21 protein-coding genes and 1 pseudogene are annotated in these 25,488 nt (G+C 65.3%); 9 read left to right on the top strand and 13 right to left on the bottom strand.

The features are described from left to right. Positions 1-2 precede the first annotated feature (2 nt). From BIWAKO_RS05660 to BIWAKO_RS05650, 4 genes and pseudogenes are all read right to left on the bottom strand, one after another. Entirely contained in the window at positions 3-1,148 is a 1,146-nt protein-coding gene (locus BIWAKO_RS05660; RefSeq protein ID WP_201788608.1) for an ABC transporter permease, read from the bottom strand. Then, complete coding sequence (locus BIWAKO_RS05655) at positions 1,145-2,470, bottom strand: ATP-binding cassette domain-containing protein (protein WP_465247424.1); 1,326 nt, start codon at positions 2,468-2,470, stop codon at positions 1,145-1,147. Before BIWAKO_RS05655 ends, BIWAKO_RS05660 begins: the two co-directional genes overlap by 4 nt. Beyond that, a pseudogene (locus BIWAKO_RS37545) lies at positions 2,459-2,809 on the bottom strand (ATP-binding cassette domain-containing protein); the annotation flags it as partial. The gene BIWAKO_RS05655 and the pseudogene BIWAKO_RS37545, both read right to left, overlap by 12 nt. A 104-nt stretch (positions 2,810-2,913) precedes the next feature. Further along, positions 2,914-3,948 carry an HlyD family secretion protein gene (locus BIWAKO_RS05650; RefSeq protein WP_069877702.1) on the bottom strand — a complete coding sequence of 345 codons (1,035 nt, stop codon included), beginning with the start codon at positions 3,946-3,948 and terminating at the stop codon, positions 2,914-2,916. A gap of 90 nt (positions 3,949-4,038) precedes the next feature. Between BIWAKO_RS05650 and BIWAKO_RS05645 the strand changes: the two genes are divergently transcribed. Together BIWAKO_RS05645 and BIWAKO_RS05640 are read left to right on the top strand one after the other, a co-directional pair. Further along, positions 4,039-4,773: a TetR/AcrR family transcriptional regulator gene (locus tag BIWAKO_RS05645; RefSeq protein ID WP_069877701.1), complete on the top strand. Its 735-nt coding sequence runs from the start codon at positions 4,039-4,041 to the stop codon at positions 4,771-4,773. A gap of 86 nt (positions 4,774-4,859) precedes the next feature. Next, positions 4,860-6,299 (top strand): FAD-binding oxidoreductase, encoded by a 1,440-nt coding sequence (locus tag BIWAKO_RS05640; RefSeq protein ID WP_069877700.1) that lies wholly within the window; start codon positions 4,860-4,862, stop codon positions 6,297-6,299. A 157-nt stretch (positions 6,300-6,456) separates the two neighbouring features. Here BIWAKO_RS05640 and BIWAKO_RS05635 read toward each other — a convergent pair whose 3' ends face one another. Beyond that, positions 6,457-7,392 carry a LysR family transcriptional regulator gene (locus BIWAKO_RS05635; protein ID WP_069877699.1) on the bottom strand — a complete coding sequence of 312 codons (936 nt, stop codon included), beginning with the start codon at positions 7,390-7,392 and terminating at the stop codon, positions 6,457-6,459. 131 nt (positions 7,393-7,523) lie between these two features. Between BIWAKO_RS05635 and BIWAKO_RS05630 the strand changes: the two genes are divergently transcribed. The 3 genes from BIWAKO_RS05630 (at position 7,524) to BIWAKO_RS05620 (ending at position 12,903) form a co-directional block, all read left to right on the top strand. After that, complete coding sequence (locus BIWAKO_RS05630) at positions 7,524-8,360, top strand: alpha/beta hydrolase fold domain-containing protein (protein ID WP_069877698.1); 837 nt, start codon at positions 7,524-7,526, stop codon at positions 8,358-8,360. Positions 8,361-8,412: 52 nt separating this feature from the next. After that, positions 8,413-9,639: an efflux RND transporter periplasmic adaptor subunit gene (locus BIWAKO_RS05625; protein ID WP_069877697.1), complete on the top strand. Its 1,227-nt coding sequence runs from the start codon at positions 8,413-8,415 to the stop codon at positions 9,637-9,639. 87 nt (positions 9,640-9,726) lie between these two features. After that, a complete protein-coding gene (locus BIWAKO_RS05620) occupies positions 9,727-12,903 on the top strand; it encodes an efflux RND transporter permease subunit (RefSeq protein WP_069877696.1) in 3,177 nt (1,058 codons plus the stop codon). A 158-nt stretch (positions 12,904-13,061) separates the two neighbouring features. Here the strand turns inward: BIWAKO_RS05620 and BIWAKO_RS05615 are convergent, their stop codons facing one another. Further along, entirely contained in the window at positions 13,062-14,702 is a 1,641-nt protein-coding gene (locus tag BIWAKO_RS05615) for a DCC1-like thiol-disulfide oxidoreductase family protein (protein ID WP_069877695.1), read from the bottom strand. A 170-nt stretch (positions 14,703-14,872) separates the two neighbouring features. Here BIWAKO_RS05615 and BIWAKO_RS05610 point away from each other — a divergent pair, with 170 nt between their 5' ends. Beyond that, entirely contained in the window at positions 14,873-15,556 is a 684-nt protein-coding gene (locus BIWAKO_RS05610; RefSeq protein WP_069877694.1) for a lysophospholipid acyltransferase family protein, read from the top strand. A gap of 40 nt (positions 15,557-15,596) precedes the next feature. Here the strand turns inward: BIWAKO_RS05610 and BIWAKO_RS05605 are convergent, their stop codons facing one another. Next, positions 15,597-16,226 (bottom strand): EipA family protein, encoded by a 630-nt coding sequence (locus BIWAKO_RS05605; RefSeq protein WP_176733269.1) that lies wholly within the window; start codon positions 16,224-16,226, stop codon positions 15,597-15,599. A gap of 255 nt (positions 16,227-16,481) precedes the next feature. Between BIWAKO_RS05605 and BIWAKO_RS05600 the strand changes: the two genes are divergently transcribed. Next, positions 16,482-17,819, top strand: coding sequence for a sensor histidine kinase (locus BIWAKO_RS05600; protein ID WP_141739996.1), 1,338 nt, complete (start codon positions 16,482-16,484; stop codon positions 17,817-17,819). Between the two features lie 143 nt (positions 17,820-17,962). Here the strand turns inward: BIWAKO_RS05600 and BIWAKO_RS05595 are convergent, their stop codons facing one another. The 4 genes from BIWAKO_RS05595 to BIWAKO_RS05580 all read right to left on the bottom strand — a co-directional run bounded on the left by BIWAKO_RS05595 (position 17,963) and on the right by BIWAKO_RS05580 (position 22,987). Further along, on the bottom strand, positions 17,963-18,646 hold the full coding sequence (locus BIWAKO_RS05595; RefSeq protein WP_069882205.1) for a response regulator transcription factor: 684 nt from the start codon (positions 18,644-18,646) through the stop codon (positions 17,963-17,965). Positions 18,647-18,798: 152 nt separating this feature from the next. Next, a complete protein-coding gene (locus BIWAKO_RS05590) occupies positions 18,799-19,443 on the bottom strand; it encodes an outer membrane protein (RefSeq protein ID WP_069882204.1) in 645 nt (214 codons plus the stop codon). A gap of 159 nt (positions 19,444-19,602) precedes the next feature. Beyond that, positions 19,603-20,232 carry a methyltransferase family protein gene (locus tag BIWAKO_RS05585; protein WP_176733268.1) on the bottom strand — a complete coding sequence of 210 codons (630 nt, stop codon included), beginning with the start codon at positions 20,230-20,232 and terminating at the stop codon, positions 19,603-19,605. 22 nt (positions 20,233-20,254) lie between these two features. Further along, entirely contained in the window at positions 20,255-22,987 is a 2,733-nt protein-coding gene (locus tag BIWAKO_RS05580) for a heavy metal translocating P-type ATPase (protein ID WP_069877690.1), read from the bottom strand. Positions 22,988-23,090: 103 nt separating this feature from the next. Between BIWAKO_RS05580 and BIWAKO_RS05575 the strand changes: the two genes are divergently transcribed. Further along, the gene (locus BIWAKO_RS05575; RefSeq protein WP_176733457.1) at positions 23,091-23,507 is read left to right on the top strand and encodes a MerR family transcriptional regulator; all 417 of its coding nucleotides are present in this window, start codon (positions 23,091-23,093) and stop codon (positions 23,505-23,507) included. Between the two features lie 108 nt (positions 23,508-23,615). Here BIWAKO_RS05575 and BIWAKO_RS05570 read toward each other — a convergent pair whose 3' ends face one another. Next, complete coding sequence (locus BIWAKO_RS05570; protein WP_201788685.1) at positions 23,616-24,086, bottom strand: Lrp/AsnC family transcriptional regulator; 471 nt, start codon at positions 24,084-24,086, stop codon at positions 23,616-23,618. Positions 24,087-24,279: 193 nt separating this feature from the next. On the opposite strand from BIWAKO_RS05570, the gene BIWAKO_RS05565 reads away from it, so the two are divergent. Then, a complete protein-coding gene (locus BIWAKO_RS05565; RefSeq protein WP_069877687.1) occupies positions 24,280-24,801 on the top strand; it encodes a cysteine dioxygenase in 522 nt (173 codons plus the stop codon). A 41-nt stretch (positions 24,802-24,842) separates the two neighbouring features. Here the strand turns inward: BIWAKO_RS05565 and BIWAKO_RS05560 are convergent, their stop codons facing one another. After that, a complete protein-coding gene (locus BIWAKO_RS05560) occupies positions 24,843-25,484 on the bottom strand; it encodes a Vgb family protein (protein ID WP_069877686.1) in 642 nt (213 codons plus the stop codon). Positions 25,485-25,488 lie beyond the last annotated feature (4 nt).

Raw genomic sequence — 25,488 nt, 5'->3', positions numbered from 1 at the left:
CCTCACCCGATGGTCTTGCGCGTCGCGCGGATCGCAAGCGCGATCAGCACCGCGGCCATGACGGCCAGCACCGCTGCATTCGGCAGGATCACCGGCCAGATGTCCCCGGCGAGGAACAGGGTCTGCAGCACGCTGACGAAATAGCGCGCCGGGAAGATATGCGTGATCACCTGGATGGCTGCCGGCATGCTGCGGATGTCGAACATGAAGCCGGACAGCATCATCGCCGGGAGAAAGGTGGCGATGATTGTGATCTGGCTCGCGACGAACTGGCTCCTGGTCAGCGAGGAGATCAGCAAGCCGATGCCGAGCGCGACGATCAGATAGAGCATCGATGCGGCAACCAGCAGCCAGAGCGAACCCCGGATCGGCACGCCGAAGAGCAGCTTGGCGCCGAGGATAGACAGAGCGAGCCCGATCATGCCGAGGATGAAATAGGGCACGGTCTTGCCGAGCAGGATTTCGCCGGGGCGTACCGGCGTGACGAACAGCGCCTCGAAGGTTCCGCGCTCCCATTCTCGTGCGACGACAAGCGCGGTGAGCAGCGCACCGATCAGCGTCATCACGAGCACGATCAGGCCGGGAACCAGGAAGTAGCTGCTGTTATTGGCGTCGTTGAACCAAAGCCGGCTCTCGATCGAAACTGGCGGACCGGCGATGATGCGGCCCATCGCGGCCTCGCGCGCCATCCAGGTCGCAACCGCTCCCTGAGCGTAGCCGAGCGAGATGCGGGCGGTATTGGCGTCGGTGCCATGGACGAGCACCTGGATCTCGGCTGTGCCCTGCTCCATCCGGCGCGCGAAATCGGGCGGGATACGGACGATGGCGTTGACGCGCTTCTCGAGCATCATCCGCTCGGCCTCGGCCATGGTCTTGACCTGCACCGCGTTGAAATAGTCGGAGAGTTCGAAGCTCGACGCCACGCCGCGCGCCTCGGCCGAGATGTCCTCCATCACGATCGCGACCGGTACGTTCTTGACGTCGAAGGAAAGCCCGTAGCCGAAGAGCACGAGCAGCAGCATCGGCATGATCACGCCGATCGCGATGCTGCTCGGATCGCGCACGACCTGCCAGCCTTCCTTTCGGATCAGCGCCACGATGCGGCGTAGCCTTGCCATTCCGCCGGTTTGTGGAGTTGCCGCGGTCATGCTGCTGGCCTCTGCTCGGCAGGCCCGTCACGCGATCTCTCGATAATGGCGATGAAGGCATCTTCCATCGTTGGCTGGCGTCCGTCCTGGGCCGTGGCATGGGCCCTGATCTCGGCCGGTGTGCCCTCCGCCAGGCTGCGCCCGGCATCGAGGATGATGATCCGGTCGCAATACTCTGCTTCCTCCATGAAATGCGTGGTCACGATCACGGTGACGCCCTGCTCGGAGAGCGCGGTGATCCGCCCCCAGAACTCGCGTCGCGCAATCGGATCGGCGCCACTTGTCGCCTCATCGAGAAAGAGGATGTCCGGCTCGTGCAGCAGGGCGGTCCCCATCGCGAGGCGCTGCTTGAAGCCGCCGGGCAATTGCCCGCTCGGCAGCCGGGAGAAGCTGTCGAGCTCGAATTGCTGCTTCGCCCAGGCGATCCTGTCGGCCTTGCGCCGGCCACGCAGCCCATAGGCGCTGGCGAAGAAATCGAGATTCTCGTCGACGCTCAGCTGGCCGTAGAGTGAGAATTTCTGGGCGACATAGCCAAGCCTGCGCCGTGCTTCCGCGCGCGATGTCCGCAAATCCGCGCCGGCGACACGCAGCGTGCCGTGCGAGGCCGGCAGCAGCCCGCAGAGCATCCGGAACGTTGTGCTCTTGCCGGCGCCATTGGGGCCGAGAAGCCCGTAGATTTCGCCGCTTCGCACCTGGAAGCTGACATGATCGACAGCGGTGAAATCGCCGAAGGTGCGGACGAGGTCCTGGACCTCGACCGCCATGGCGCCGGAACCCGGGGAGGTGGGCTGGCCGAGCGTCACGGCACTGGTGCGTGTGCGCTCCGCGACGGCGGCAAACAGCACCATGAAGCCGTCCTCGAAACGCGGCGGCACGCGGCGATGCCGAAGCGTGCCGTCGCCGAGGGGCAGGGCGCCGGTTCCGCTCGGAGCGGCAAGCACGACGCGCACTTGCCCGGCTTCGGGCACGGCATCGATGACGCCGTCCTGCTGAAACAACCGTGCCTGCAGCGAACGTGCCGGCATTCCCTCGGGCGTCTCGATGATGAAGGTGCGGCCTTCAGCCTTCGCTGTGATCTCGCTCGGCGTGCCCTGCGCCAGCATCTTGCCGGCATGCATGACGACGGCATGGTCGCAGAGCTCGGCCTCGTCGAGATAGGAGGTGCTGACGATCACGGTGAGACCGTCCTCGTGCACCAGCTTGAGTACGATCGCCCAAAGTTCACGCCGCGACAGTGGGTCGACGCCGACAGTCGGCTCGTCCAGCACCAGCAGTTCGGGAGCGCGGACGAGGGTGCAGGCGAGCCCCAGCTTCTGCTTCATGCCGCCGGACAGCTTTCCGGCCAGCCGCTCGCGAAAGCGTCCGAGCTGGGTCATCTCGAAGAGGCGAGGATAGATCTGCTTGCGCTGGTCGGCGCTGACGCCGTGCAGATCGGCATAGAGATCGAGGTTTTCCTGGACGCTCAGATCCTCATAGAGCCCGAATTTCTGCGGCATGTAGCCGATGCGGTCCTGGACGGCCTGGGGATCGTCCGCAACGACAATGCCGAGAACCTCGAGCATACCCTCATCGGGTTTCATCAACCCGGCTATCAGGCGCAGCAATGTTGTCTTGCCGGCACCGTCGGGGCCGACGAGGGCGGTCAGCGTGCCGCCCCCGGCCTCGAAGGAGACATCGTCGAGCGCCTTGACGGTTTCGCCGGTCGCACGGCGGAACGTCTTGTGGAGGGTCCGCGCCGTGACGGGTGAGGCGGGCGCGGCCGGGGTCATGGCTCGGCCTTCCCGGTCTCGGGCGCGGCAGCGCGGTTGGCGACTGCAGCCTCAGTGCCCGGCAGCAGCCTGACGGTGGCCGGCATGCCAAGACGCAACCTGTCCTGGGGGTCCTCGACGAAGACACGCATTTCGTAGACGAGGCTGGTGCGCAGGTCCTCGGTCTGCACGGTCTTCGGCGTGAACTCGGCAACGGGTGAGATGAAGCCGATCCAGCCTTCGAGCGGCTGGTTCGGAAAGCTGTCCGTGGTGACCTGCATCCGCATGCCGGAACGAACCTGCCCGAGCTTCGGCTCAGCCACATAGGTCCGCACCCATTTCGTGCCGGTCATCGCCAGGGAAAGCACCGGGCGGCTGGGCGAGGCCATCTCGCCGGGTTCCATCAGCCGCGAGCGAACCACGCCATCGAAGGGAGCAAGCAGCTGCGCATCGACCAATTGGCGCCGGGCGAGCGCAAGCTGCGCCTGGCTGCCCCGTAGCTGGGCGTCAGCCTGCGCGATGTCCTCCGAGCGTGGGCCGGCGAGAGTGAGGTCGAGCGCACTCTTTGCGACATCGAGTTTTGCCTTGGAGGTCTCGGCAAGCGCCTTGGCGGCATCGAGATCCTGCTGGCTGACGACATTCGCGGACAAGGCGCGCCGCCGCTCATATTGCGCAGCGGCGTTGACCAAATCCGCCCTGGCCGATTCCAGGTTGGCGCGGGCCTGGGCGATTTCCTCGGGGCGGCTACCGTTGCGCAACCGATCGAGTGCGGCCTTCTGGGCTCCGACTGTCGCTTCCATCTGGTCGATCTGCGGTTGCAGTCGGCTCGTATCCAGTTTCGCGAGGACCTGCCCGCTGCGAACGACATTGCCCTCTTCGACAAGGATCGCCGCGATGCGTTCGCTGCCATTGAAGGCCAGCGAGGCCTGCCTGAGGTCGACATTGCCGTAGAGGACCAACTCGGTCGTCTCGGCGGGACGGTGGCCATACCACCAGGCGCCAGCCGCCCCGACGAGGGCGATGACAGCCAGTATGCGGGGTGCCTTGCTCATGCCCTAAAGGATAGGCGCGTCGCGCAGCATGTCAAATTAGAATTTAAATTCCATCTTTCAAAATTTCTTGATGGGCGTTAAGCTCCGTTCATGAAACGAGCGACTCCTCGAAAACAGCCCGGCCGCCGCGAGGATGGTGCGGCCACCAAGGCTCAGATACTCGATGCGGCCGGAGAGGTCTTTGCGGAAAAGGGCTTTGATCGCGCCACGGGCAAGGAGATCGCCGAGCGGGCGGGCAGTAATTCTGCGGCCGTGAATTACTATTATGGCGGCATCGACGGGCTCTATGCCGAGGTACTGGTCGAGGCGCATCGCCGCCTGCTGACCTATGATCGGCTGCTCAAGCTGGCACAGGCGCCGGAGGCTCCGGAGGACAAGCTTCGCACCCTGATCGGTCTCGTCGTCCGCACGATCATGGGGCCGGCTTCCTCGAGCTGGTCCTTGCGGGTCCTGAGCCGTGAGGTGCTGGCTCCGTCACCCGCCTTCGCCGTGCTGAGGGATCGGGAGATTCTCCCGAAGAAGCGCATCGTCACCGGGATCGTCGGCGAAATCCTGGGAGTGCCGCATGATCACCCCGTCGTTGCCCGGTGCTGTCTCACGGTCATTGCGCCCTTCGTGGTGATGCTCGTCGGCAACCGCCAGGTCCTCGCGCAGATCTTTCCCGACCTGGCATCGGATCGCGGCGCCGTCGACGAGATGGTCGCCCATTTCCAGCGTTTCGCCTTTGGCGGCATCGCTGCGGTGGCGGCGGAGCTTGATGCGCGGGAGGACGATCGCCATTTCAAGAGTCCATCGGGTGAGGTGTCGAAGCCCGGGCCTCTGTGATCTGGATCACTGAATGCGGCCGGGCGCCGGCGCAGAACTCTCCCGGCGGGGGCTAAGCGTTCATCACCCATTCGGGAGGAGCGACCATGCGAGCCCACAGCCTCACCACACTGGCAGCCGGAAAGAAGACGATCAGCGCCTCGGCCATCGAGGCGTTCGCCGCGCAGCTTCAGGGAAGCCTGCTCGACGAGACGGATGCAGCCTATGATGATGCGCGCGCGATCTGGAATGGGATGGTCGATCGCCGGCCCGGCCTGATCATACGCTGTGCGGTGGCTGCCGATGTCGTCAGTGCCGTGCGATTTGCGCGGGACAACGGGCTGCTCGTCTCGGTGCGTGGCGGCGGGCATGGCATTGCCGGAAACGCCGTCTGCGACGGCGGCCTGATGATCGACCTGTCATCGATGAAATCGGTCCGAGTCGACGCAGCATCGCAGCGCGCCTGGGTCGAGCCGGGCGCAATCCTTGCAGATGTCGACAAGGAAACGCAGGCCTTCGGTCTGGCGGTGCCGACGGGCATCAATTCGACGACGGGCATCGCTGGGCTGACGCTGGGTGGGGGCTTTGGCTGGATCACGAGGAAGTTCGGTCTGACCGTGGACAATCTTCTCTCGGTCGAGGTGGTGACGGCCGATGGCGAACTCAGGCGCGCAAGCCAGTCGGAAAATCCCGACCTGTTCTGGGCACTGCGTGGCGGCGGCGGAAATTTCGGGGTGGTTACCTCCTTCGAATTTCGGCTTCACAAGCTGGGCCCGGAGGTCCTGGCAGGCCTGGTCGTGCATCCGTTCGATGATGCCGAGACGGTTCTGAAGGAATATCGTCAGGCGCTTGAAGTGGCGCCCGATGAGCTGACCTGTTGGGTCGTGATGCGGCAAGCGCCGCCTCTGCCGTTCCTGCCGGCCGAGTGGCATGGCAAGGAAGTTCTGGTCCTCGCGATGTGCTACTGCGGCGACATCGCCGAAGGCCAGAAAGCGACCGCCAGGCTGCGCTCCATCGGAAAGCCGATCGCCGACGTGGTGGGACCTGCACCTTTCGCGGCGTGGCAACAGGCCTTCGACCCGTTGCTCACTCCCGGTGCCCGCAACTACTGGAAGAGCCACGACTTCACCGAACTCTCCGACGCGACGATCAGGATCCTGGTTGGCGCGGTGCGTCGCCTGCCTGGGCCGGAATGCGAGATCTTCATCGGCCATGTCGGTGGAGCGGCCGGCCGCGTTGCGGCGGATGCGACCGCCTTTCCGCAGCGCAGCTCCCATTTCGTCATGAATGTTCACGCGCGCTGGCGCGAACAGGGCATGGACCAGGCCTGTATCGGCTGGGCGCGCGCGCTCTTCGATGCCGCCAGGCCGTATTCAGCCGGAACGGCCTATATCAACTTCATGCCGGCAGACGAGATGGACCGCGTTCAGGCGGCCTACGGCGGCAGCTACCATCGCCTTGCCGAGCTGAAGCGGCGCTACGACCCGACGAACCTGTTTCGCATGAACCAGAATGTGAAGCCGACGGCGAGCTCGCAGGCAGCATGAGCCCGGTCGCCTGAACAGTCTTGGGGCGCGAGGTGGGATGGCGTGCCAGGCCGCAGGGATCGACACGTATCGTGTCCCTGCGGCTTGGTGCGTCTCAATGGCTCAATGATGCTCTCCGCTGGGGCTGGGCCGGCGTCCGGGAGCGGTGCCTTGCGTCCTAGGCGCAGTGCGGCAGGCTGGAGCGCCGCTGGATCAGATCGTCCTTGGCGAAGAGCTCGGCCAGCCAGTCGACGAAGACACGCACCTTGTTGCTGAGATGACGGTTCGGTGGGTAGACGATGTGCAGCGGCTTGGGAGTCGAGCACCAGTTCGTCAGCAGCGGCACGAGCCGGCCGGCGGCGATATCCTCCTGCACCATGAAGGTGGGTGCCTGAACGACGCCGAGCCCCGCCACCGCAGCAGCTACGTAACCCGCACCTTCGTTCAGCGATACGACGAAGCGTCCCCTGATCTCGTGGCTTTCCTTGCCGTCGGCATAGGTGAAGGGGGCTGTACGACTGGTTCCGGCATAGCGATAGCCGACGATGAAATGATCGCCCTCGAGGTCGGTTGGATGCTGGGGTTCGCCATGGCGCTGGACATAGGAGGGGGAGGCGCAGGTCACGAGATACATCTCGCCGATGCGCCGGGCGATCAGGCTCTGGTCGCTGATCTCGCCGGCCCGGACGGCGCAATCGAGATTCTCCGCCAGCAGATCGGCAGGCCGGTCGCTGAGGCCGAGATCGAGCTGGATGTCGGGGTAGCGCGCATGGAATTCCGGCAGGTTCGGTATGATGACGCGCATGGCCAGCGGCGCGCTGACGTCGACGCGCAGACGCCCGCTCGGCCGGGCCTGTGACGAGGCCATGCTGCCGTCCAGTTCGTCGATTTCGTTCAGGACCCTGAGCGCACGCTCGTAATAGGCCGCCCCGTCCATCGTTACCGTCACGCGCCGTGTGGTGCGGTTGAGCAGTTTGGCGTGGAGATGCGATTCAAGCTGCTGGATCTGCTTGGTCACCGTCGGCTTGGGCATGTCGAGCAGATCGGCGGCACGGGTGAAGGTTCCGGCTTCGACGACGCGGACAAAGGCGCGCATGGCGCTGAGCTGGTCCATGGCTTTCTCTAGCAGGTCGCTTCTTCGATTGTTTCCATATGGAAATAATGAATGAGCTCAGTGAGTGTTTATTGCCAAAACACGATGATCTAAATCAGGTTGCATTGCAACAGAAGCCGCCGGGACACGCCATGTCCGCTCAGACCGCCGCCACCCTCGACCGCCCCATCGCCGTCACATGGCGGGACGAGGTGATCGCTGCCAAGCCAGTCTCGCTGGCAGCGCGTGTGTTCATCCCGGCAGAGCTCAACCGCAACACTGCGCTGGTCATGCACCTGCATGGCGGCACCTTCAACGAGGGCTCGTTGGCAAGCGGAGAGGCGGTTGCGACGATCCTGGCTCGCGCCGGTGCCGCTGTCGTTTCGGTCGATTATCCGCTCGCGCCAATGCACCGTTTCCCCGATGTGCTGGAGGCCGTATTTGGTGGCTTGCTGGCGCTCTACAAGGCGCGCAGCCGCTGGGTCGCGAAAAGCGCCCCATTCTACGTCGCTGGTGAAGAAGCCGGCGGCAACCTGGCCGCGGCCCTCGCCATGATGGTCCGGGACCGGCAGGGACCGCCGCTCGCCGGCCAGATCCTGCTCTCGCCGATGCTGGATTCCTGCCTTGGGACCTATTCGCTGCGCGAGGCCGATGCCGGTCCCGTGGGATGTCGCTGGGCCGATGGCTGGCACGATTATCTGGGTTCGCCGGACAAGGCGGCTCATCCCTACGCCGCGCCGCTCAACGCCTCCCGGCTCGCCGGATTGGCTCCTGCCCTGCTGATCACGGCGGAGGATGATCCGCTGCGTGACGAATGCGCCAGCTATGCCTGCCGGCTGCAGGAAGCGGGTGTCGCAGTCAGCCGCTACGTGCAGACTGCGCCAACCAATTGGCCCGGTGCCTATGCCGAGGCTCCCAAGGAAGGTTCCTGCCTCTGCCTGGCATGTGAGCATGTAACCGAGTTCTTCAAATCCACCGCGCCGTCCTGATCCAGGCCAGCGCCACTCACTGATCCTCTCTTCTCTCGCAAGGAATGAACCCATGATTCAGGGAACGATCCGTCATGGCCTGCTGGGCGGAAGCCTGGCCGCCACCATCTCTCTCGCCGCCGTCCTGCTTGTGATGAACGGCTCCGACAAGGCCCAGAGTGACACCGCTCCGGCGGCCGCGCAGGCGACCCCGGTTTCGGTCGCGCTCGTCGAGCAGCGTGAGCTGACCAGCTGGGCCGAATTCTCAGGCCGCCTGGAGGCGATCGAGCGCGTCGATGTGCGCTCGCGCGTCGCCGGCGTCGTCGAGGCCGTGCACTTCAAGCAGGGCAACCTCGTCAAGCAGGGCGACCTGCTGATCAGCATCGACCAGGCGCCCTATCTCGCCGAGTTCGAACGCGCCCAGGCCCAGGTCCTGGCCGCCGAAGCCCGGGTGGCGCTCGCCGCCAACGAGCATGAGCGCGGCCAGAAGCTGATGACGACGCAGAACGTGTCGCAGCGCGATCTCGATGCCCGTCTGAATGCTCTTCGTGAAGCGCAGGCCAATCACCGCGCCGCCCAGGCAGCCCTGCAGACCGCGCGGCTGAACCTCGACTACACCCAGATCAGGGCGCCGATCAGCGGCCGGATCGGGCGGCTCGAGGTGACCGTCGGCAATCTTGTCGCAGCAGGAGCCGGTGCTTCGCTGATGACGACGCTGGTTTCGGTCGATCCGATCTATGCCAGCTTCAATGCGGATGAGAACACGGTGCTGAAGGCACTCGGCTCGCTGCCGGTCTCGGATGGTCCGCGTGCGCTGGAGCGCATCCCGGTCCAGATGGGCACGGCGACGCAGGACGGCACGCCGATCACCGGCCGGCTGCAGTTCGTCGACAACAGCGTCGATGTCGGTAGCGGCACCGTTCGGGTGCGGGCGATCTTCGACAATCCCGATGGCACGCTGATGCCGGGCCAGTTCGTGCGCCTGCGCATGGGCCAGGCCCGGACCGAGCCTGCGCTGGTGATCAATGAGCGCGCGATCGGGACCGACCAGAACAAGAAGTTCGTCTTCGTCGTCGGAGAGGACCTCAAGGCGAGCTGGCGCGAGGTGACGCTCGGCTCGGCCAATGAAGGGCTGCGCATCGTCACCGCCGGGCTCAAGCCGGGCGAGAGGATCGTCGTCAACGGCCTGCAGCGCATTCGCCCGGGCGCAGCTGTCGCACCCGAGCAGGTGCCGATGGCCGAGAAGTCAGAGCTGCGCCGGGTGGCCGGTGTAGGACCCACGGAAATCGCCCAGCGCTGAGCTGGGACGCCTATCAGAACTCGGGTGCTGACGACGTCGCGTGATGACGCCCGTCGTCAGGCCCGGGACGCCCGAAGGGGGCATCTCATGAATATCTCCAAGTTCTTCATCGATCGCCCGATCTTCGCGGGCGTGCTGTCGGTTCTCATCCTGGTTGCCGGCCTGCTCTCGCTGCGCGTGCTACCGATCTCCGAATATCCCGAAGTGGTGCCACCGACCGTCGTGGTGCGCGCGCAGTACCCGGGCGCCAATCCTCGCGTCATCGCCGAAACCGTGGCCACGCCGATCGAGGAGCAGATCAACGGCGTCGAGGGCATGCTCTATATGTCCAGCCAGGCGACGACCGACGGCGTGATGACGCTGAACGTCACTTTCAAGCTCGGCACCGATCCAGACAAGGCACAGCAGCTCGTGCAGAACCGCGTCTCGCAGGCGGAACCGCGCTTGCCGGAAGAGGTGCGGCGGCTCGGCGTCACCACCATCAAGAGCTCGCCGGACCTGACGATGGTGGTGCACATCACCTCGCCGAACGACCGCTACGACATGACCTATCTGCGCAATTACGCGGTCCTGAACGTCAAGGACAGGCTGGCGCGCATCGACGGTGTCGGCCAGGTCCAGCTCTTCGGCTCGGGCGACTATTCGCTGCGCGTCTGGCTCGATCCGCAGAAGGTTTCCGAGCACGGGCTTTCGCCCAGCGATATCGTGCGCGAAATCCGCGCGCAGAACGTCCAGGCTGCCGCCGGCGTCATCGGCGCTTCGCCGAACGCCCCGGGGCTCGATCTCCAGCTCTCGGTCAATGCCCAGGGCCGCCTTCAGAATGAGGAGGAGTTCGGCGAGATCATCATCCGCACCAGCCCGACCGGGGCTGTGACGCGGCTGAAGGATGTCGCGCGCATCGAGCTCGGCGCGGCCGACTATGCTTTGCGCTCGCTGCTCGACAACAAGTCGGCGGTCGCGGTGCCGGTCTTCCAGGCGCCGGGCTCGAATGCCATCGCCATCGCCGACAACGTCCAGGCGGTGATGCGCGAGATCAAGCAGAACATGCCGGAAGGCGTGGACTACGCGATCGTCTACGACACGACCCAGTTCGTGCGCGCCTCGATCAAGGCCGTCATCACCACGCTGCTCGAGGCCATCGCGCTGGTCGTGCTCGTCGTCATCGTCTTCCTGCAGACCTGGCGGGCCTCGATCATCCCGCTGGTCGCCGTGCCGGTCTCGGTTATCGGCACCTTTGCCGTGATGTATCTCTTCGGCTTCTCGATCAACGCGCTCAGCCTGTTCGGCCTCGTGCTCGCCATCGGCATCGTCGTCGACGACGCCATCGTCGTGGTCGAGAATGTCGAGCGCAATATCGAGCAGGGGCTGGAGCCGCGCCAGGCGACCTACAAGGCGATGCGCGAGGTCTCCGGTCCGATCATCGCGATTGCACTGGTGCTGGTCGCGGTTTTCGTACCGCTCGCCTTCATCAGCGGCTTGACCGGCCAGTTCTATCGCCAGTTCGCGCTGACCATCGCAATCTCGACGGTGATCTCGGCGATCAACTCGCTGACGTTGTCGCCGGCGCTTGCCGCGCTGCTGCTGCGTTCGCACCACGCCCCGAAGGACGCGCTGACCCGCGTCATGGACAAGCTGTTCGGCTGGTTTTTCCGCGGCTTCAACCGCTTCTTCAACCGGAGCTCGCAGGCCTATGGCGGCGGCGTGCGCCGCATCCTGACCCGTAAGACGGCGATGATGGCGGTCTATCTCGTGCTCGTCGGCCTGACGGTCGTGCTGTTCCGCACTGTCCCGGGCGGCTTCGTGCCCGGCCAGGACAAACAGTATCTCGTCGGCTTCGCGCAGCTGCCCGATGCCGCCACGCTCGACCGCACCGAGGACGTCATCCGCAAGATGGGCGAGATCGCCTTGAAGCATCCCGGTGTCCAGAGTGCGGTGTCCTTCCCCGGCCTCTCGATCAACGGCTTCACCAACTCGTCGAATGCCGGCATCGTCTTCGTGACGCTGAAGCCCTTCGAGCAGCGCAAGGACCCCTCGCTCAATGGCGCCGCGATCGCCATGCAGCTCAACAAGGAGTTCGCCGGCATCAAGGAGGCGTTCATCGCCATGTTCCCGCCGCCGCCGGTGCAGGGGCTCGGCACGATCGGCGGCTTCAAGCTGCAGATCGAGGACCGTGCCGGCCTTGGCTACAAGGCGCTGGACGAAGCGACCAAGGCTTTCATGGCCAAGGCTGCGACGGCGCCTGAGCTTGCCGGCATGTTCTCGAGCTTCCAGGTGAATGTGCCGCAGCTCTATGCCGATATCGACCGCACCAAGGCCCGCCAGCTCGGCGTGCCGGTGACCGATGTCTTCGAGACGCTGCAGATCTATCTCGGCTCGTCCTATGTCAACGATTTCAACAAGTTCGGCCGGACTTACACGGTCCGTGTCCAGGCTGATGCGCCCTTCCGGGCCTATCAGGAGGATATCGGCAAGCTCCGGGTCCGTTCGACCTCGGGCGAGATGGTGCCGCTCAGTGCCGTGCTGAACGTGCGTGCCGATGCCGGGCCGGAACGGGCGATGCGCTATAACGGCTTCCTGGCCGCCGACATCAATGCCGGCCCCGCGCCCGGCTTCTCGTCGGGGCAGGCCCAGGCGGCGGCGGAGCGCATTGCCAACGAGACGCTGCCGAAGGGCTTTGCCTTCGAATGGACCGACCTGACCTATCAGGAGATCCTGGCGGGCAACTCCTCGCTGATCGTCTTCCCGATCGCGATCCTGCTCGTCTTCCTGGTGCTCGCTGCCCAGTATGAGAGCCTGACGCTGCCGATCGCGATCATCCTGATCATCCCCATGGGCCTGCTCGCCGCCATGGCCGGTGTCTGGTGGAGCGGTGGTGACAACAACGTCTTCACCCAGATCGGTCTCGTCGTGCTGGTCGGGCTATCCGCGAAGAATGCGATCCTGATCGTCGAGTTCGCCCGCGAACTGGAGTTCGAGGGCAAGACGCCGGTCGAGGCTGCGATCGAGGCCAGCCGTCTGCGCCTGCGTCCGATCCTGATGACCTCGCTCGCCTTCATCATGGGCGTGGTCCCGCTGGTGATCTCGACCGGCGCCGGCGCCGAGATGCGGCAGGCGATGGGCATCGCGGTCTTTGCCGGCATGATCGGCGTCACCGCCTTCGGCATCTTCCTGACGCCGGTCTTCTACGTGCTGATGCGGGCCCTGACCGGGAACAAGCCGCTGAAGCATGTCGAGGCGGAAGCAGAATTGGCGGAAGCCGCCTGACCGAACCCAGGCTGCTGCCGCGGTGCGCAGCCTGACGACCTCATCCAGCCAGAACGCGCCGGGCTCGGTCCGGCGCGTTCTGCTGCGAAGTTCCGACAGGGTCAGGCGCCGGGCGATGCGGGCTCCGAAGCCGCCATAGCCGCCGAGCAGCAGAGCCTTCACAGGATACGGTCCGCCATGTCCGGAGTGGGGCGCCAGCAGGTTTCGCGTCGGCCGAACCAGCGGTAGCGATTACGGGCAACCAGGCGATAGAGCCGGTCGCGCAGTGGGCGTGGAATGACACGTGCCGCCACTGCGATGCGCCAGGGCCAGCCCAGCTTTGCCGCGATGGCGATGACGGCGTCCGACTGGCTCAAGACACGGCCGTCCTCGACCAGCAGCATCGTCTTGAAGTCCTGCCGGGGGAACCCGAGGCGATGATAGAGTTCCTGGCCAAGGGGCCCTTGCGCGGTGGTGAGCGTGAAGCGGCGTTCATGGTCATGGCGCATGACGAATTGTGCCTGTCGCGAGCACATCACGCATTCACCGTCAAACACGATCAGGCGCCGGCCCCGGGTCTGCGCCTCGATTGCGTCGCCCAGCCGGACGGCTGCCGGGGCACGCAGGCCGAGCCGTTTCAGGGGAGCGCCGATCAAACCGCTGACCATCGCCGCCAGGATGGCAGGCGCCGGCCAGATCCGGGCCAGCGGCCCGGCGATCCGATCGCGCAGCAGAGGCAGGACCCGGCTGTCGGATTGATAGACCGGGGTGAACAGCGCGCTCATGGTCTGATAGAGCCAGACATGTCGCCGGCGCGCGGCGATGGCGAGGCCTGGCGCGGTCGTCGCCTCGTTCCCGTCGCGCAGGGCCTTTGCGAGCGCGAAGGCGTCGAGTAGCGCCATATTGGCTCCCTGACCGAGCTGCGGGCTCGTCGAATGCCAGGAATCGCCGATATGGATCAGGCCAGGCTCCGTCGGGACGGGCGTGGTCCTGTGGGCATAGCGTGCGAAAGTCAGTTGATCCGGCGTTTCGATCTGCGCGAGCAGGGGCGCAGTTGCCGGCCACAGCTTGAGGACGTCCGCCTTCCATGCCGCAAGTCCGGAGCGCTGCCAGTCCGAGAGACCGTCGCAGCGCAGCGACCAGAAGAAGGCTGCCTTTGCGGTGGGCCCTTGGGCCAGCCGGCCGATGGGCAGGACCCCGACCATCGTGCTCGCGCGGATATAGCGCTGTTCCAGCGTCGCCATGTCGAAGCCCGCACTGTGTGGCCAATCGAGACTGGCCCAGAGCGCGCCATAGGCCAGCGGCCGGCCCTGATGGCGCGCGAGCGGGCTCATCGTGCCAAGGGCATCCACGATAAGGTCGAAGGGCTCCGTCCGTGTGCCGTCGGCAAAGATGAGCGCGCGCCTGTTCGCCCCGACGATTTCGCTTGAGGCCACGCTGCGGCCTCCCTCGACCGCAATTCCGGCTTCTCGTGCGGCATCATGCAGGATGTCGAACAGCGCAGCGCGATGAATGCCGATGCCATGGCCGGCATCCTGTCCAAGTGCCGCGTAGCGCACGTCGAGCACGATGTGCTGCGACGGTTCGGCGCGCCCGAAGAGCCGGTCGATCCTGGCCCCCGCCGCGAGGGTGGCTTCGGCGAGCTTCAATTCCCGGAGGACGGCGAGACCGGTCGGCTGGATCATCAGACCGGACCCGACGGGACGAGGTGTCTCGAAGCGCTCGAACAGCCTGACCCGATGTCCGTCGCGATGCAGCATCAGTGCGGCCGCCAGCCCTGCCGGGCCGCATCCCGCTATCGCGATATCCTTGGCTGGCATGAAACCCGACTTGGAGGAAACTGACCCTTGGCAGGATAGGCAGGGCGAGCGCCCCCGGCAACGGGGCATGCCGCTCCTTTCGCCATTTGGGGCCCGCAACCTGCCCGTGCAATGTTCCAGCAAGCCAACGCGCCGACCACTTCCGGTGATTCACCGTGGAGATTGGGGCGATGCATCTCAGGGAAGAACGATCCGCGGCCCTCGCGGGTCGCGCGCTGCATGCGTATCTGAACCTCGTGGCGCAAACCACGCGCTTCAAGCCGGTGATCCCCGGAGCGCGGCCCTGGGAGCGGAGCCGCGAACCGTTCATCGCCATGACCTGGCATGGCCAGCAGATGCTGAGCCTCGTCGCCCTGGATGGGGCGCCGAAGACCGCCGTGCTGGCCTCGCTCCATTTCGACGGCTCCGTCGTTGCCTCCGCCATGGAGCGCGCCGGCTACCGCGTGATTCGAGGGTCTGGCACGCAAAGCCGGCGAAAAGTTCAGGCCAAGCGCGGCGTTCCAGCCTTCATCGAGATGCGCGACGCGTTGCGCGGTGACACCAGCGTGCTGCTGACGGCCGATGTGCCGAAGGTTTCGCGGGTTGCGGGCAGGGGCGCCATTCAGTTGGCGCGGGCGTCGGGCCGCCCGATCTATCTCTTCGCCGCAGTGACGACGGCACGCGTCGATCTCGACAATTGGGACAAGGCCAGCATCGCCTTGCCGTTCGGACGGGGTTGCGTTGTCTGGTCCGAGCCGCTCTATGTTCGCGAATGCGCCGACGAGCGCGAGATCAACCTGACGGCGTTGGAGATCACCGCCCGGCTCGACGAGTTGCATGCGATGGCGCATCAGCATCTCGGGCATCGCGCCTGACGCGCGCGAGGCGTTCGGTCCGACCGTGCTTGTCTTCCTCTTAGCGTCGGCCCGGTGGTGCGCAATCGGCCGGGTTGGCGCAGATGTTCGCAGGAGGGCGCAGGACGCCGCGATCATTCGCAGGCTCGATGCGGATGCGGCTGAGTTCCCCCGACAATCGCAGGCCGAGCCCGGAGGAGATCAGCACGATCCGGGCCCTGTCGGAGGCGAGGACCATCGCATTGGCGCCGGCCACAAAATGCGCGCCGCCGCCGAGGCTGGCATAGACCCCGAAGACGTCTTCATGTCGGTCGAGGCCGTAGACCAGCATGATCACCCGCCCGTAATCGGCTCCGAGCCCGATCCCGACGGAGAGGGCCGACCATGTCACCGGGGAGGGCATGCCGTCGGCGAAGCGGAGCTCACCGACACCGTGTCGGCCGCCAACGACGAAGGAGCCACTGACCTCTCCGCCGACAATATAGGCGTTCGGCTCTCCGAAGAGCGAAAGGGAGCGCTCCACGGGGATACTGACCGTCTTGGAAGCGGTGTCGAACGCCCGTTCGACGAGGCCCAGAATGTCGCGCCCCGGAGCGGTCGGCAGTTGACCCGGTCTGATCGTCTCCTCGGCCTGGGCGCCCTGCGTCAGGCAGAACAGCAGCGCGAGCATGGCGGCCAAGGCAATGCGCAAGCGCAGCTCTCCCGATCTGGCTCTGTGCGCACTCATGAGACAAGCAGACTCGAGGGAGGGTTGAACGAAGATGGGGATGCAGTCCATGGACATGGGCTGCGGGCGCGGTCCCCGGATTCGCAAGCCATAACCGCACAGAGGCTCCGTGACGATTCATAGCTCGACGAGCACCACGACAGTGAAGCGCCTGACGCTCCAGCGCAATCGGGCGCTGTCCGATGCGTGCGCGGCAAATCTTCGCTCCGGGGGCTGCCGGTGACCTCGCTCTCACGCGCCTTGACGATCCGGCTGACGCTGCTCGGCTTCGCCCTCTTCGCGGCGGTCATCGCTGCAGTGCTGGCCTTCACTTTCATTACCGAGGATCCTGGGGCGCTACGCAACGATGTGACCTCCGAGATTATTCGGCAAGGCGTGCGTCAGACTGCGGCTGACGGGTTGCGGGTGGAGAAGACGCCGACCTTGGTCACGATCGAGAGCGCCAGCCCCAGACTCTGGTATCTGGTTTCCGACGGACGGTCCGTTGTCGAGTATGCCCCAGAATTGCGGCCGAGCCTTCCGATCGATGTCAGGCTCGATGGACCGACGATTGCTGCGCAGATGCGGGTCGGCGGCGGCGGCGACAATGGCCTGGCCTTCGACATCATCGAGATGGAAGGCAGCCGCGTCATCGTCGCGACGGGCGGCGGGCGTCCGGGATGGGACCTGATTCTTGCTTATTTCCTGCGGGCCATCGCGATTCCGGCGCTGGTCATCTCGTTCATCTTCGGGGTCATCATCGCCTCTGCGATCGCCATGTCGGTTTCCTATATCACCGCGCGGCTGCGGCGTGCGGCCGAAGCCGCGGCCAGCATCGATCCCAGGGCGCCGCGAGGCTTGCTGCCGACACAGGAAACGCCGGTCGAGCTGATGCCGCTGACGACGGCGCTGAACTCAGCGCTCGACCAGATCGCCAGCAACATGGACGTGCAACGGCGCTTCATGAACAACGTCGCTCACGAATTGCGTACGCCGCTCGCCGTCATGCGGACCAAGATCGACACTGTCTCCGATGACATCGTGCGCACCGCATTGGCGACCGATGTGAACCGGCTGACGACAATCGTCTCGTCGATGCTGCAGCTCGCCCGGCTGCACAGCACCGATCTGCCGTTCGAGCCGGTTCAGCTCAACAGCGTGGCCCGTGACGTGCTCGTCGATCTCGCGCCGCTGATCCTGCAGAACGCGATCGACGTGGCGCTCGAGGAGGAGGGTGACGACACGCGAACGATCATGGCCAACGAAGCCACCGTTCGCGCCGCTGTGGCCAATCTGATCGATAACGCGCTTCGTCATGCCCAGGCGAAATCCAGCATCATCGTGCGGGTCATCGATGGCGTCGTGCTGGAGGTGGCGGATGACGGGATCGGCATCGCTGCGACCCAGCGCTCGGAAGTGACGGAGGCGTTCAACCGCATGTCGCCGCGCTCGACCGGAGCGGGGCTCGGCCTCACCATCGTGCGTGACATCATGACCGCACATCGCGGGACATTGACCGTCCTGGCGACGCGCGGCGGCGGCACGACCATCCGCCTGCTGTTCTCTGAAGGAGAATGACCGGCAAACGCAGCGGCCCGAAACGGGGAATGCGGATTTCCGGGAAAGCCGATGCAAGCACAGACGGCCAGATCATCAGACCCGATACGATATCCGGACTGATGATCCGGGCCGATTGGTGACAGGGAGCGAGCCCTGCGGCCTCACACGGGCTGTTCGGACTTCCTCAGGATGTAGCCGATGCCGCGCAGCGACGAGATCTCGACATTCGCGGCAGCTTCCTTGAGCTTGCGGCGCAGCCGCGAGATCTGGGCTTCGAGCGTGTTGGACTCGATCAGGTCATCGAAGCCATAGACCGCTTCGATCAGGACGTTGCGGGTGACGACACGCCCGGCGCGCTGGACCAGCGCTTCCAGGATCAGCGCCTCGCGCCGTCGCAGGTCGAGGGGAACGGCCAAGACCGAGGCGTTGCGCCCCTCGATGTCGATCGAGAGATTGCCCGCCGAGATCACCAGCGAGCGGCCGGGATAGCGGCGCCGCGCAATGACCCTGATGCGGGCTATCAGCTCGCCCGGTTCGAAGGGCTTGACCAGGTAGTCGTCCGCGCCGCCATTGAGGCCGTCGATCACATCGGATTTCGCATCTCGCGCGGTCAGGATCAGGAAGGCGGGGCGGGGTTCCACCGTCTTCATCGCCTTGACGATCGACAGGCCGTCGCCGTCCGGCAGACGCCGGTCGACGACGGCGATGTCGAAGGGCGCCGTTTTGAGGGCGGCTAGCGCCGCTTCGACACTGCTGGTGCGGTCGACAATGAAACCTGCACCAAGCAGGAGGGACGACAGGAACGACATCAGCTCCGGTTCGTCTTCGACAATCAGAGCGCGCATGTCGTTCCTGCCGTAGGCCATGGCTGGAACGCGCTGCAGAAAAGCTCGGGGCAGCTCTTCAAACGCATCACGACCCATCCATGCTCGTGAACGGCCTCTGGGCCGTAGGTTATTCGGGCCCGGAGCGACCGGGCTCCGGATATTGCTGCAGGTCAGAACCGGTAGTTCACACCGGCTTTGACCAGATGCTCGTTGACACCGACCTTGGTGCGGGCCGAGCCGAACTGGAAGTTCTGCTTGCCAAGCGAGGCGTAGTTGTACTCGACCTTCGCCGACAGGTTCTCGGTGACGCCGTACTCGACGCCGCCGCCGACGACATAGCCGACCTTGCTCTTCGTCTTCGAGAGGCCGTTATTCGTCGCCTTGATGTTGCCATAGGCAAGACCGCCGGTGCCATAGACGAGAACGCGGTCGAAGGCGACGCCGGCGCGGGCCTTGACGGTTCCGACATAGCGCGTGTCGGCGCTGGTGCCGACGGCGTAGCGCGACGAACCCTTGCCGAAGCCGTTCATCGAGATATCGCCCTCGAGACCATAGACCATGCTGCCGGTCTGGACGTTGTAGCCGAGCTGGCCGCCGAGCAGCATCTCGTTGCGGCTCTTCTTGGTCACTCCTGTGAACCGGTCGAATGCGCCGCCAGCGTGAATACCGGCATAGACGCCGTTCCAATTATAGCGAAGCGGCTGGGTGTGGGTCGGCCATTGCTGGGTGCGCGGCACCGGGCGATCCGCCGCAGCCGCTGGGACCGCAAGCACTGCCAGCAGGCAGAGGCTCATGATCGGGATTGAACGATGCATCGATAACTCCTCGCGGCAGCCGGGGGCCTCGCCGCGTCTCCTTGCTCCCGAATCCGTGGATCGGATCAGTCGAACACCGCGCAAATTGCGGGCGAAGATTACGGCAACGTTGCCCGTCATGCGTGCAGCGGCGGAAGCGTTGGGATGGTGAATGAAAGCCTACCGCGCAGGGGCGGTGCGCGGGCGCCTGGTCCCGATCCAACGCCGGACGCGGCGCTGATAATCGCGATAGGGTTCGCCGAGCGAGGCTGCCAGAACGCGCTCCTCGATCCTGACCTGAAGGGCGATCGCCGCGAAGAGCGCCAGTGTCAAAGCGATCTGGATCAGATTGGGCAGCACGATGAAGAGGCCGGTGAACAGGACGGCCTGGCCGACGAAGACCGGATTGCGCGAGATCGCGAAGGGACCGCCATCGACGATGGGACCAAGCTCGCCCTCAGCCGCTCCGATGCGCCAGGAGGCGCCCATGAAACGCTGCGAGATGATGGCGATGCAGGCGCCGACGACAACGAGAAGATGGCCGAACACGTCGAACCAGGGACCGTCGAGCCAGATTGCCAACGGGTCGGCCTTGATCGGGTTGCCGAAGATCGCCAGGCCGAGGGGCCAGAGGACGCCGCCGATGAAGGCGATCCGGAAGAGCAGGGCCGGCACGCCCTGCGGTTCCGAGCCCTTGCCGAACAGCCAGATCGGCCGCCCGGCTTCCTTCGCCAGGATGGCCGACATCGCGAGGAAGCTGATGACGTAGACTACGACCATCAGATAGCTCGCGATCTCCATCGGACTCATGGGCAGGCTTCCGTTCCCTTGATCAGCCGGCCTTGCCCGCGTCGAAACGCAGAAGGCGCAGTGCATTGGCCGTGACGATCACGGTCGCGCCGGTATCGGCCAGGATCGCGACCCAGAGCCCGGTATAGCCGAGCACGCTGGTGACCAGGAAGACCGCCTTCAGCCCGAGTGCAATCGTGATATTGGTGCGGATATTGCCCATCGTGGCCCGCGCCAGCCGGATCATCGCAGCGATGTCGCGCACACGGCTCTTCAGCACCGCGCCATCGGCGGTCTCCAGGGCGACATCGGTGCCGGACCCCATGGCGACGCCAACAGATGCTGCCGCGAGCGCCGGGGCATCGTTGATGCCGTCGCCGACCATCATCACGGGCGCGTCGGCGCCAAGCGCCTTGATCGCCGTGACCTTGTCGTCGGGCATCAGCTCGGCCTTGTGATCCAGGCCGAGTGCGCGGGCGATGGCTGCACCGGTACGGGCATTGTCGCCGGTCAGCATGATGGAGCGGACGCCGAGATCCTTCAGCTCTGCGACTGCTGTCGCGGCATCGGCTCGCGGTTCGTCGCGCAGTGCGATCAGGCCGGCGAGGGCGCCGTTCGCGATCACGGCCGCCACTGTCTTGCCAGCCGATTCGAGCTGTTCGACCGCAGCGCTGGCCTTGGCGTCGAATTCGGCGCGCCTGGTCGCGTGACGCGGTGCGCCGACGAAGATCGAGATGCCATCGAGCGTGCCGGTGACACCCTGACCGGGGATGGCGGCTGCCTCGGAGGCCGGGCGGATCGCGATGCCATCCTGCTTCGCACGCGCCAGGACCGCCTCCGCCAGCGGATGGCTCGAGCCGGTCTCGACTGCCGCGGCAAGGGCGATCACGTCGGTCTCGGGCTTGCCGAGGCTGATGACCTCGGTGACGCGTGGGCGCCCCTCGGTCAGCGTGCCGGTCTTGTCGAAGGCGACGACCCCGGTCTTCGCGGCGGTCTCGATGACGACACCGCCCTTCATCAGCAGGCCCTGCCGGGCGCCGGAGGAGAGCGCGGCGGCGATCGCGGCGGGAACCGAGATGACGAGTGCGCAGGGGCAGCCGATCAGCAGCAGCGCCAGGGCCCGATAGATCCAGACCGCCCATTCACCTCCGAAGAACAGCGGCGGGACGAGTGCGACGGCGAGCGCAAGACCGACGATCGCCGGCATGTAGACGCGCGAGAACCGGTCGATGAAGCGCTCGGTCGGTGCGCGCGCTTCCTGCGCCTCTTCGACCAGCCGGATGATGCGGGCGATCGTGTTGTCCTGCGCCGCCTTGGTCACCCGCACACGCAGTGCGGCTTCGCGATTGACCGAGCCCGCAAACACCGGTTCGCCGACGCCCTTCGTCTTCGGCACGGATTCGCCGGTGACCGGGCTCTCGTCGATTCCGGAGATACCGTCGGTGATGTCGCCATCGGCAGGGATACGGTCGCCCGGACGGACGAGAACGGTCTGTCCGATCGCAAGCTGGGCCGCATCGACCTGGCGGGTTGCGCCGTTTTCCTCGACGAGGGCGGTCTTGGGAACGAGGTCGCCAAGCGCGCGGATCGAGGCACGCGCCCGATCGGCGGCGACGCCTTCGAGCACCTCACCGACGGCGAAGAGGAAGACGACGAGGGCCGCCTCCTCCGCCGCGCCGATGAAGAGCGCGCCGGCGGCAGCGATCGTCATCAGCATTTCGATGGTGAAGGGCATGCCGGCGCGGGCGGCGGCGAAGGCGCGCCGTGCCACGGGGGTGACGCCGATCACGCAGGCGAGAATGAAGGCCCAATGGGCCGCGGCCGGCCAGATCAGGCCCGCGGTCCAGGCGCTGCCGAGCAGGGCGCCGGTGCCGAGAACGAGCCGGCCCTTGTTGGTCTGATACCAGGAGACGCCCTTCGGCGTCGCTTCGTGGACATGGCCGGGCAGGCCGTGTCCATGGTCGTCCGTTCGTGCCGCGGCTTTCGCTTCACCGGCGTGCGAATGGGCATGCGCGTGGCTGTGACCGTGATCATGGTGATCATGATCGTCATGGGAGCAACCAGGGCCGTGAACATGGGCCGGCTTGGAGGCGGCATGGCTGTGATCGTGGTGATCGTGATCGTCATGGGCGCAGCCGGGACCGTGAACATGCGCCGGCTTGGGTGCAGCATGGCTGTGATCATGGTGATCATGATCGTCATGGGAGCAGCCGGGACCGTGAACATGTACCGGCTTGGGTGCAGCAGCCGGCGTCTTCGTCTGGATCGAGGTCGTTGTGTATCCGAGACTTGCGACGCGCTTTTCGATCGCTTCCGGTTTGGTGCGGCTTTCGTCGAGAGCCAGCGACAGCGTCTCGGCCATGACGGAAAGCTTGACGTCGCTGACGCCAGGCAGGCGCTCGACTGCGCCGCGAATGGTCGCCGCGCAGCTCGCGCAGTCCATGCCGCCGACCTTCCAGCTCAGGAGCTGCGACTTGGTTTGGATCGCATTGCTTTGGGCAGTATTGGAATTGGTCTCAGCGACAGGTGCCGTTTTCGCCCGGATCGAGGTCGTGGTGTAGCCAAGACTGGCGACGCGCTTTTCGATTGCCGCCGGCTTGGTGCGGCTCTCGTCGAGGGCCAGCGACAGCGTCTCGGCCATGACGGAAAGCTTGACGTCGCTGACGCCGGGCAGGCGCTCCACCGCGCCGCGAATGGTCGCCGCGCAGCTTGCGCAGTCCATGCCGCCGACCTTCCAGCTCAGGAGCTGCGGCTTGGCTTGGGCAGTGCTGGACATGACTTGTCTCCGCTTGACGGGCTTGTGAGACACCCCATGTACAATCTGGAGTGACTAGAGGTTCAAGAGGGAAATCATGCTGGAGGCAAAAAAACTCGAACGGGTGGTTCCGATCGGCGGACTTTCCGATCGGACCGGGGTCAAGGTCGAGACCATTCGCTATTATGAGCAGGTCGGGCTGCTGCCGCCACCCGAGCGTTCGGAAGGCAATCAGCGCCGCTACGGACGTCGCCATATCGAGCGGCTCGCCTTCATCAAGCACGCGCGCGATCTCGGCTTCCCGGTCGAGGGCATCCGGACCTTGCTCCGCCTCTCCGACAATCCGGCGATGGCCTGCGATGAAGCCCATGCGATCGCGGTCAGCCATCTCGACGAGGTCCGCGACAAGATTGCGAAGCTGCGCTCGCTGGAGACCGAGCTCGCTCGCATCGCCACCACCTGCTCGGGCGGCGTCAAGGCTTGCGACTGTGCGATCATCGAGGCCCTGGCCGACCACGCACAATGTCACCACGGACATTGACGGGGCCGAGCCCGATCCGGACGCGAATCTCCCGGGGCTGCCGGCGGTTGCCGAGCATGGCGCGACCGGTGGACTGGCGCGCGACAGCTGCTGGCGCTTGCTCCGGGCTCAGGAACCGTCCTTGGCGAAGGTTAGCGGGATCGCAGTTGTCGACTTGAGCTCCTCCATTGCGAACATGGAGGTCACGTCGTTGAGATCGACGCGTGAAATCAGCTTCTTGTAGAGGGCGTCATAGGCCGCGATATCGGGCACGAAGGCCTTGAGCAGATAATCGATTTCGCCGCTCATCCGATAGAAATCGACGATCTCGGGCAGGTCGGCGACGGCGGCGTGGAAGCGCTCAAGCCACTCCATCGAGTGGCGGCTCGTCTTGACCGCGATGAAGACGGTTACGCCGGCTCCCAGCCTTGTCCGGTCGAGCAGCGCCACCCGCTTTCGAATGAGGCCGCTGCCTTCCAGCTTCTGCACGCGGCGCCAGCACGGAGTGGCCGAGAGGCCAACCTCTGCGGCGAGCTCGGCCAGCGGCATGCTGGCGTCCCTCTGCAGGCAGGAGAGAATTCTGAGATCGAACTCATCCAGCTTGGCCATGGTCCCTCATGCGATCGCGCGATCCGGTTGCCTGTTTGATCATCGAATGAGTAGCAAATTTCAAGGATAGAGAAAAAATTGGCATGAGTTTCTAGAGATGGGGAATTTTTGACCGAGATCGCAAATGCGTTTCCCGCCTCCCGGGTTATCCTTGCTGCAAGCGATGGAGAGGGGAGTTCGCGCCATGCAGGGGTTTTTGAGCGAGGGCAGGCGCGCAGATGTGCTGCAGATCCTGCGGACGGATAGCGGCACCCTCTCCCGGGATTACCTCAAGGCGGCCCGCGCGGTGCTCGAAGAGATCGTTGCCAATCCGGAAGGCATTCTCCGCCTGCCATTGGAGCGCAAGCCTGGCAGCTATGCCCGGAACCTTCTTGCGGGCGACGATGGGGTCAGCGTCTGGGCTATGGTCTGGAGCCCCGGCGCAGCGACGTCGATCCACGATCACCACTGCTCCTGCTGCTTCGGGGTGATCAGCGGTACGGTCACCGAGACCTGGTACCGCGCTGTCGACGAGAGCCGTGCCGTCCCCACCCAGGAGCATGCGCGCATGCCCGGCTTCGTGGGCTGCATGCTGCCCTCAGGTCCCAACATCCATCGCATGCAGAATCTCGGCAGCATGGACGCGATCTCGATCCATATCTACGGCTTCGATCATCAGCGACACTGCTCGTCGATCGAGACTGAGTTCACCGTCCTGACGAACTGAACTGCGATGCAGGCGGGGCGCGCCCGGCGGGACATCGGGACCTAAGCCAGGCGCCTCGGTCGGCGGACGGCTCTTATCTTGCCGCTGTTTCCGCCGCCGCAGAAGAACTGATCACCACCGTCGGCCTCGAGGCCCGACACGCCCATGCCGGGCGGCAGATCAAGCGTCTCCAGGACCTCTCCCGTTCGAGGGTCGACGCGTCTCAAGTCGCTCTCGTCACCGTCCCAGGTGCCATGCCAGAGTTCCTGGTCGCTCCAGGTGACGCCCGTGACGAAGCGGTTGGACTCGATGGTGCGAAGAATCGTCCCTGTTTCGGGATCGATCTGATGGATCTTCCGGTCCCGGTACTGACCCACCCAGAGCGTCCCTTCGGCCCAGGCGAGCCCCGAGTCGCCGCCGCCGCCCGGGGCGGGGATCGTCGCAAGCACGTGGCCGGTCTTCGGATCGATCTTCTGAATGCGGCTTTCGGCAAGCTGAAACAGGTGCTGGCCGTCGAAGGCCGTTCCGGCATGTGCTGCCACCTCGATCGAGCGAACCGTCTTCCCGCTGGCAGGGTCGAGCGCGCTCAGCTTGTCGCCGGACGCGAACCAGACGTGTTGGCCATCAAAGGTCAATCCGTGGACGTGGTCGACACCCGGAAAGGGACCATACTCACGGAGAATTTCGGCTGCTGATTTTTCCATGCCG

The organism is Bosea sp. BIWAKO-01 (genome assembly GCF_001748145.1).
Lineage (GTDB): Bacteria > Pseudomonadota > Alphaproteobacteria > Rhizobiales > Beijerinckiaceae > Allobosea.
Note: the sequence above shows the minus strand (reverse complement) of the source record. Positions and strands in the feature narration are given on the sequence as shown.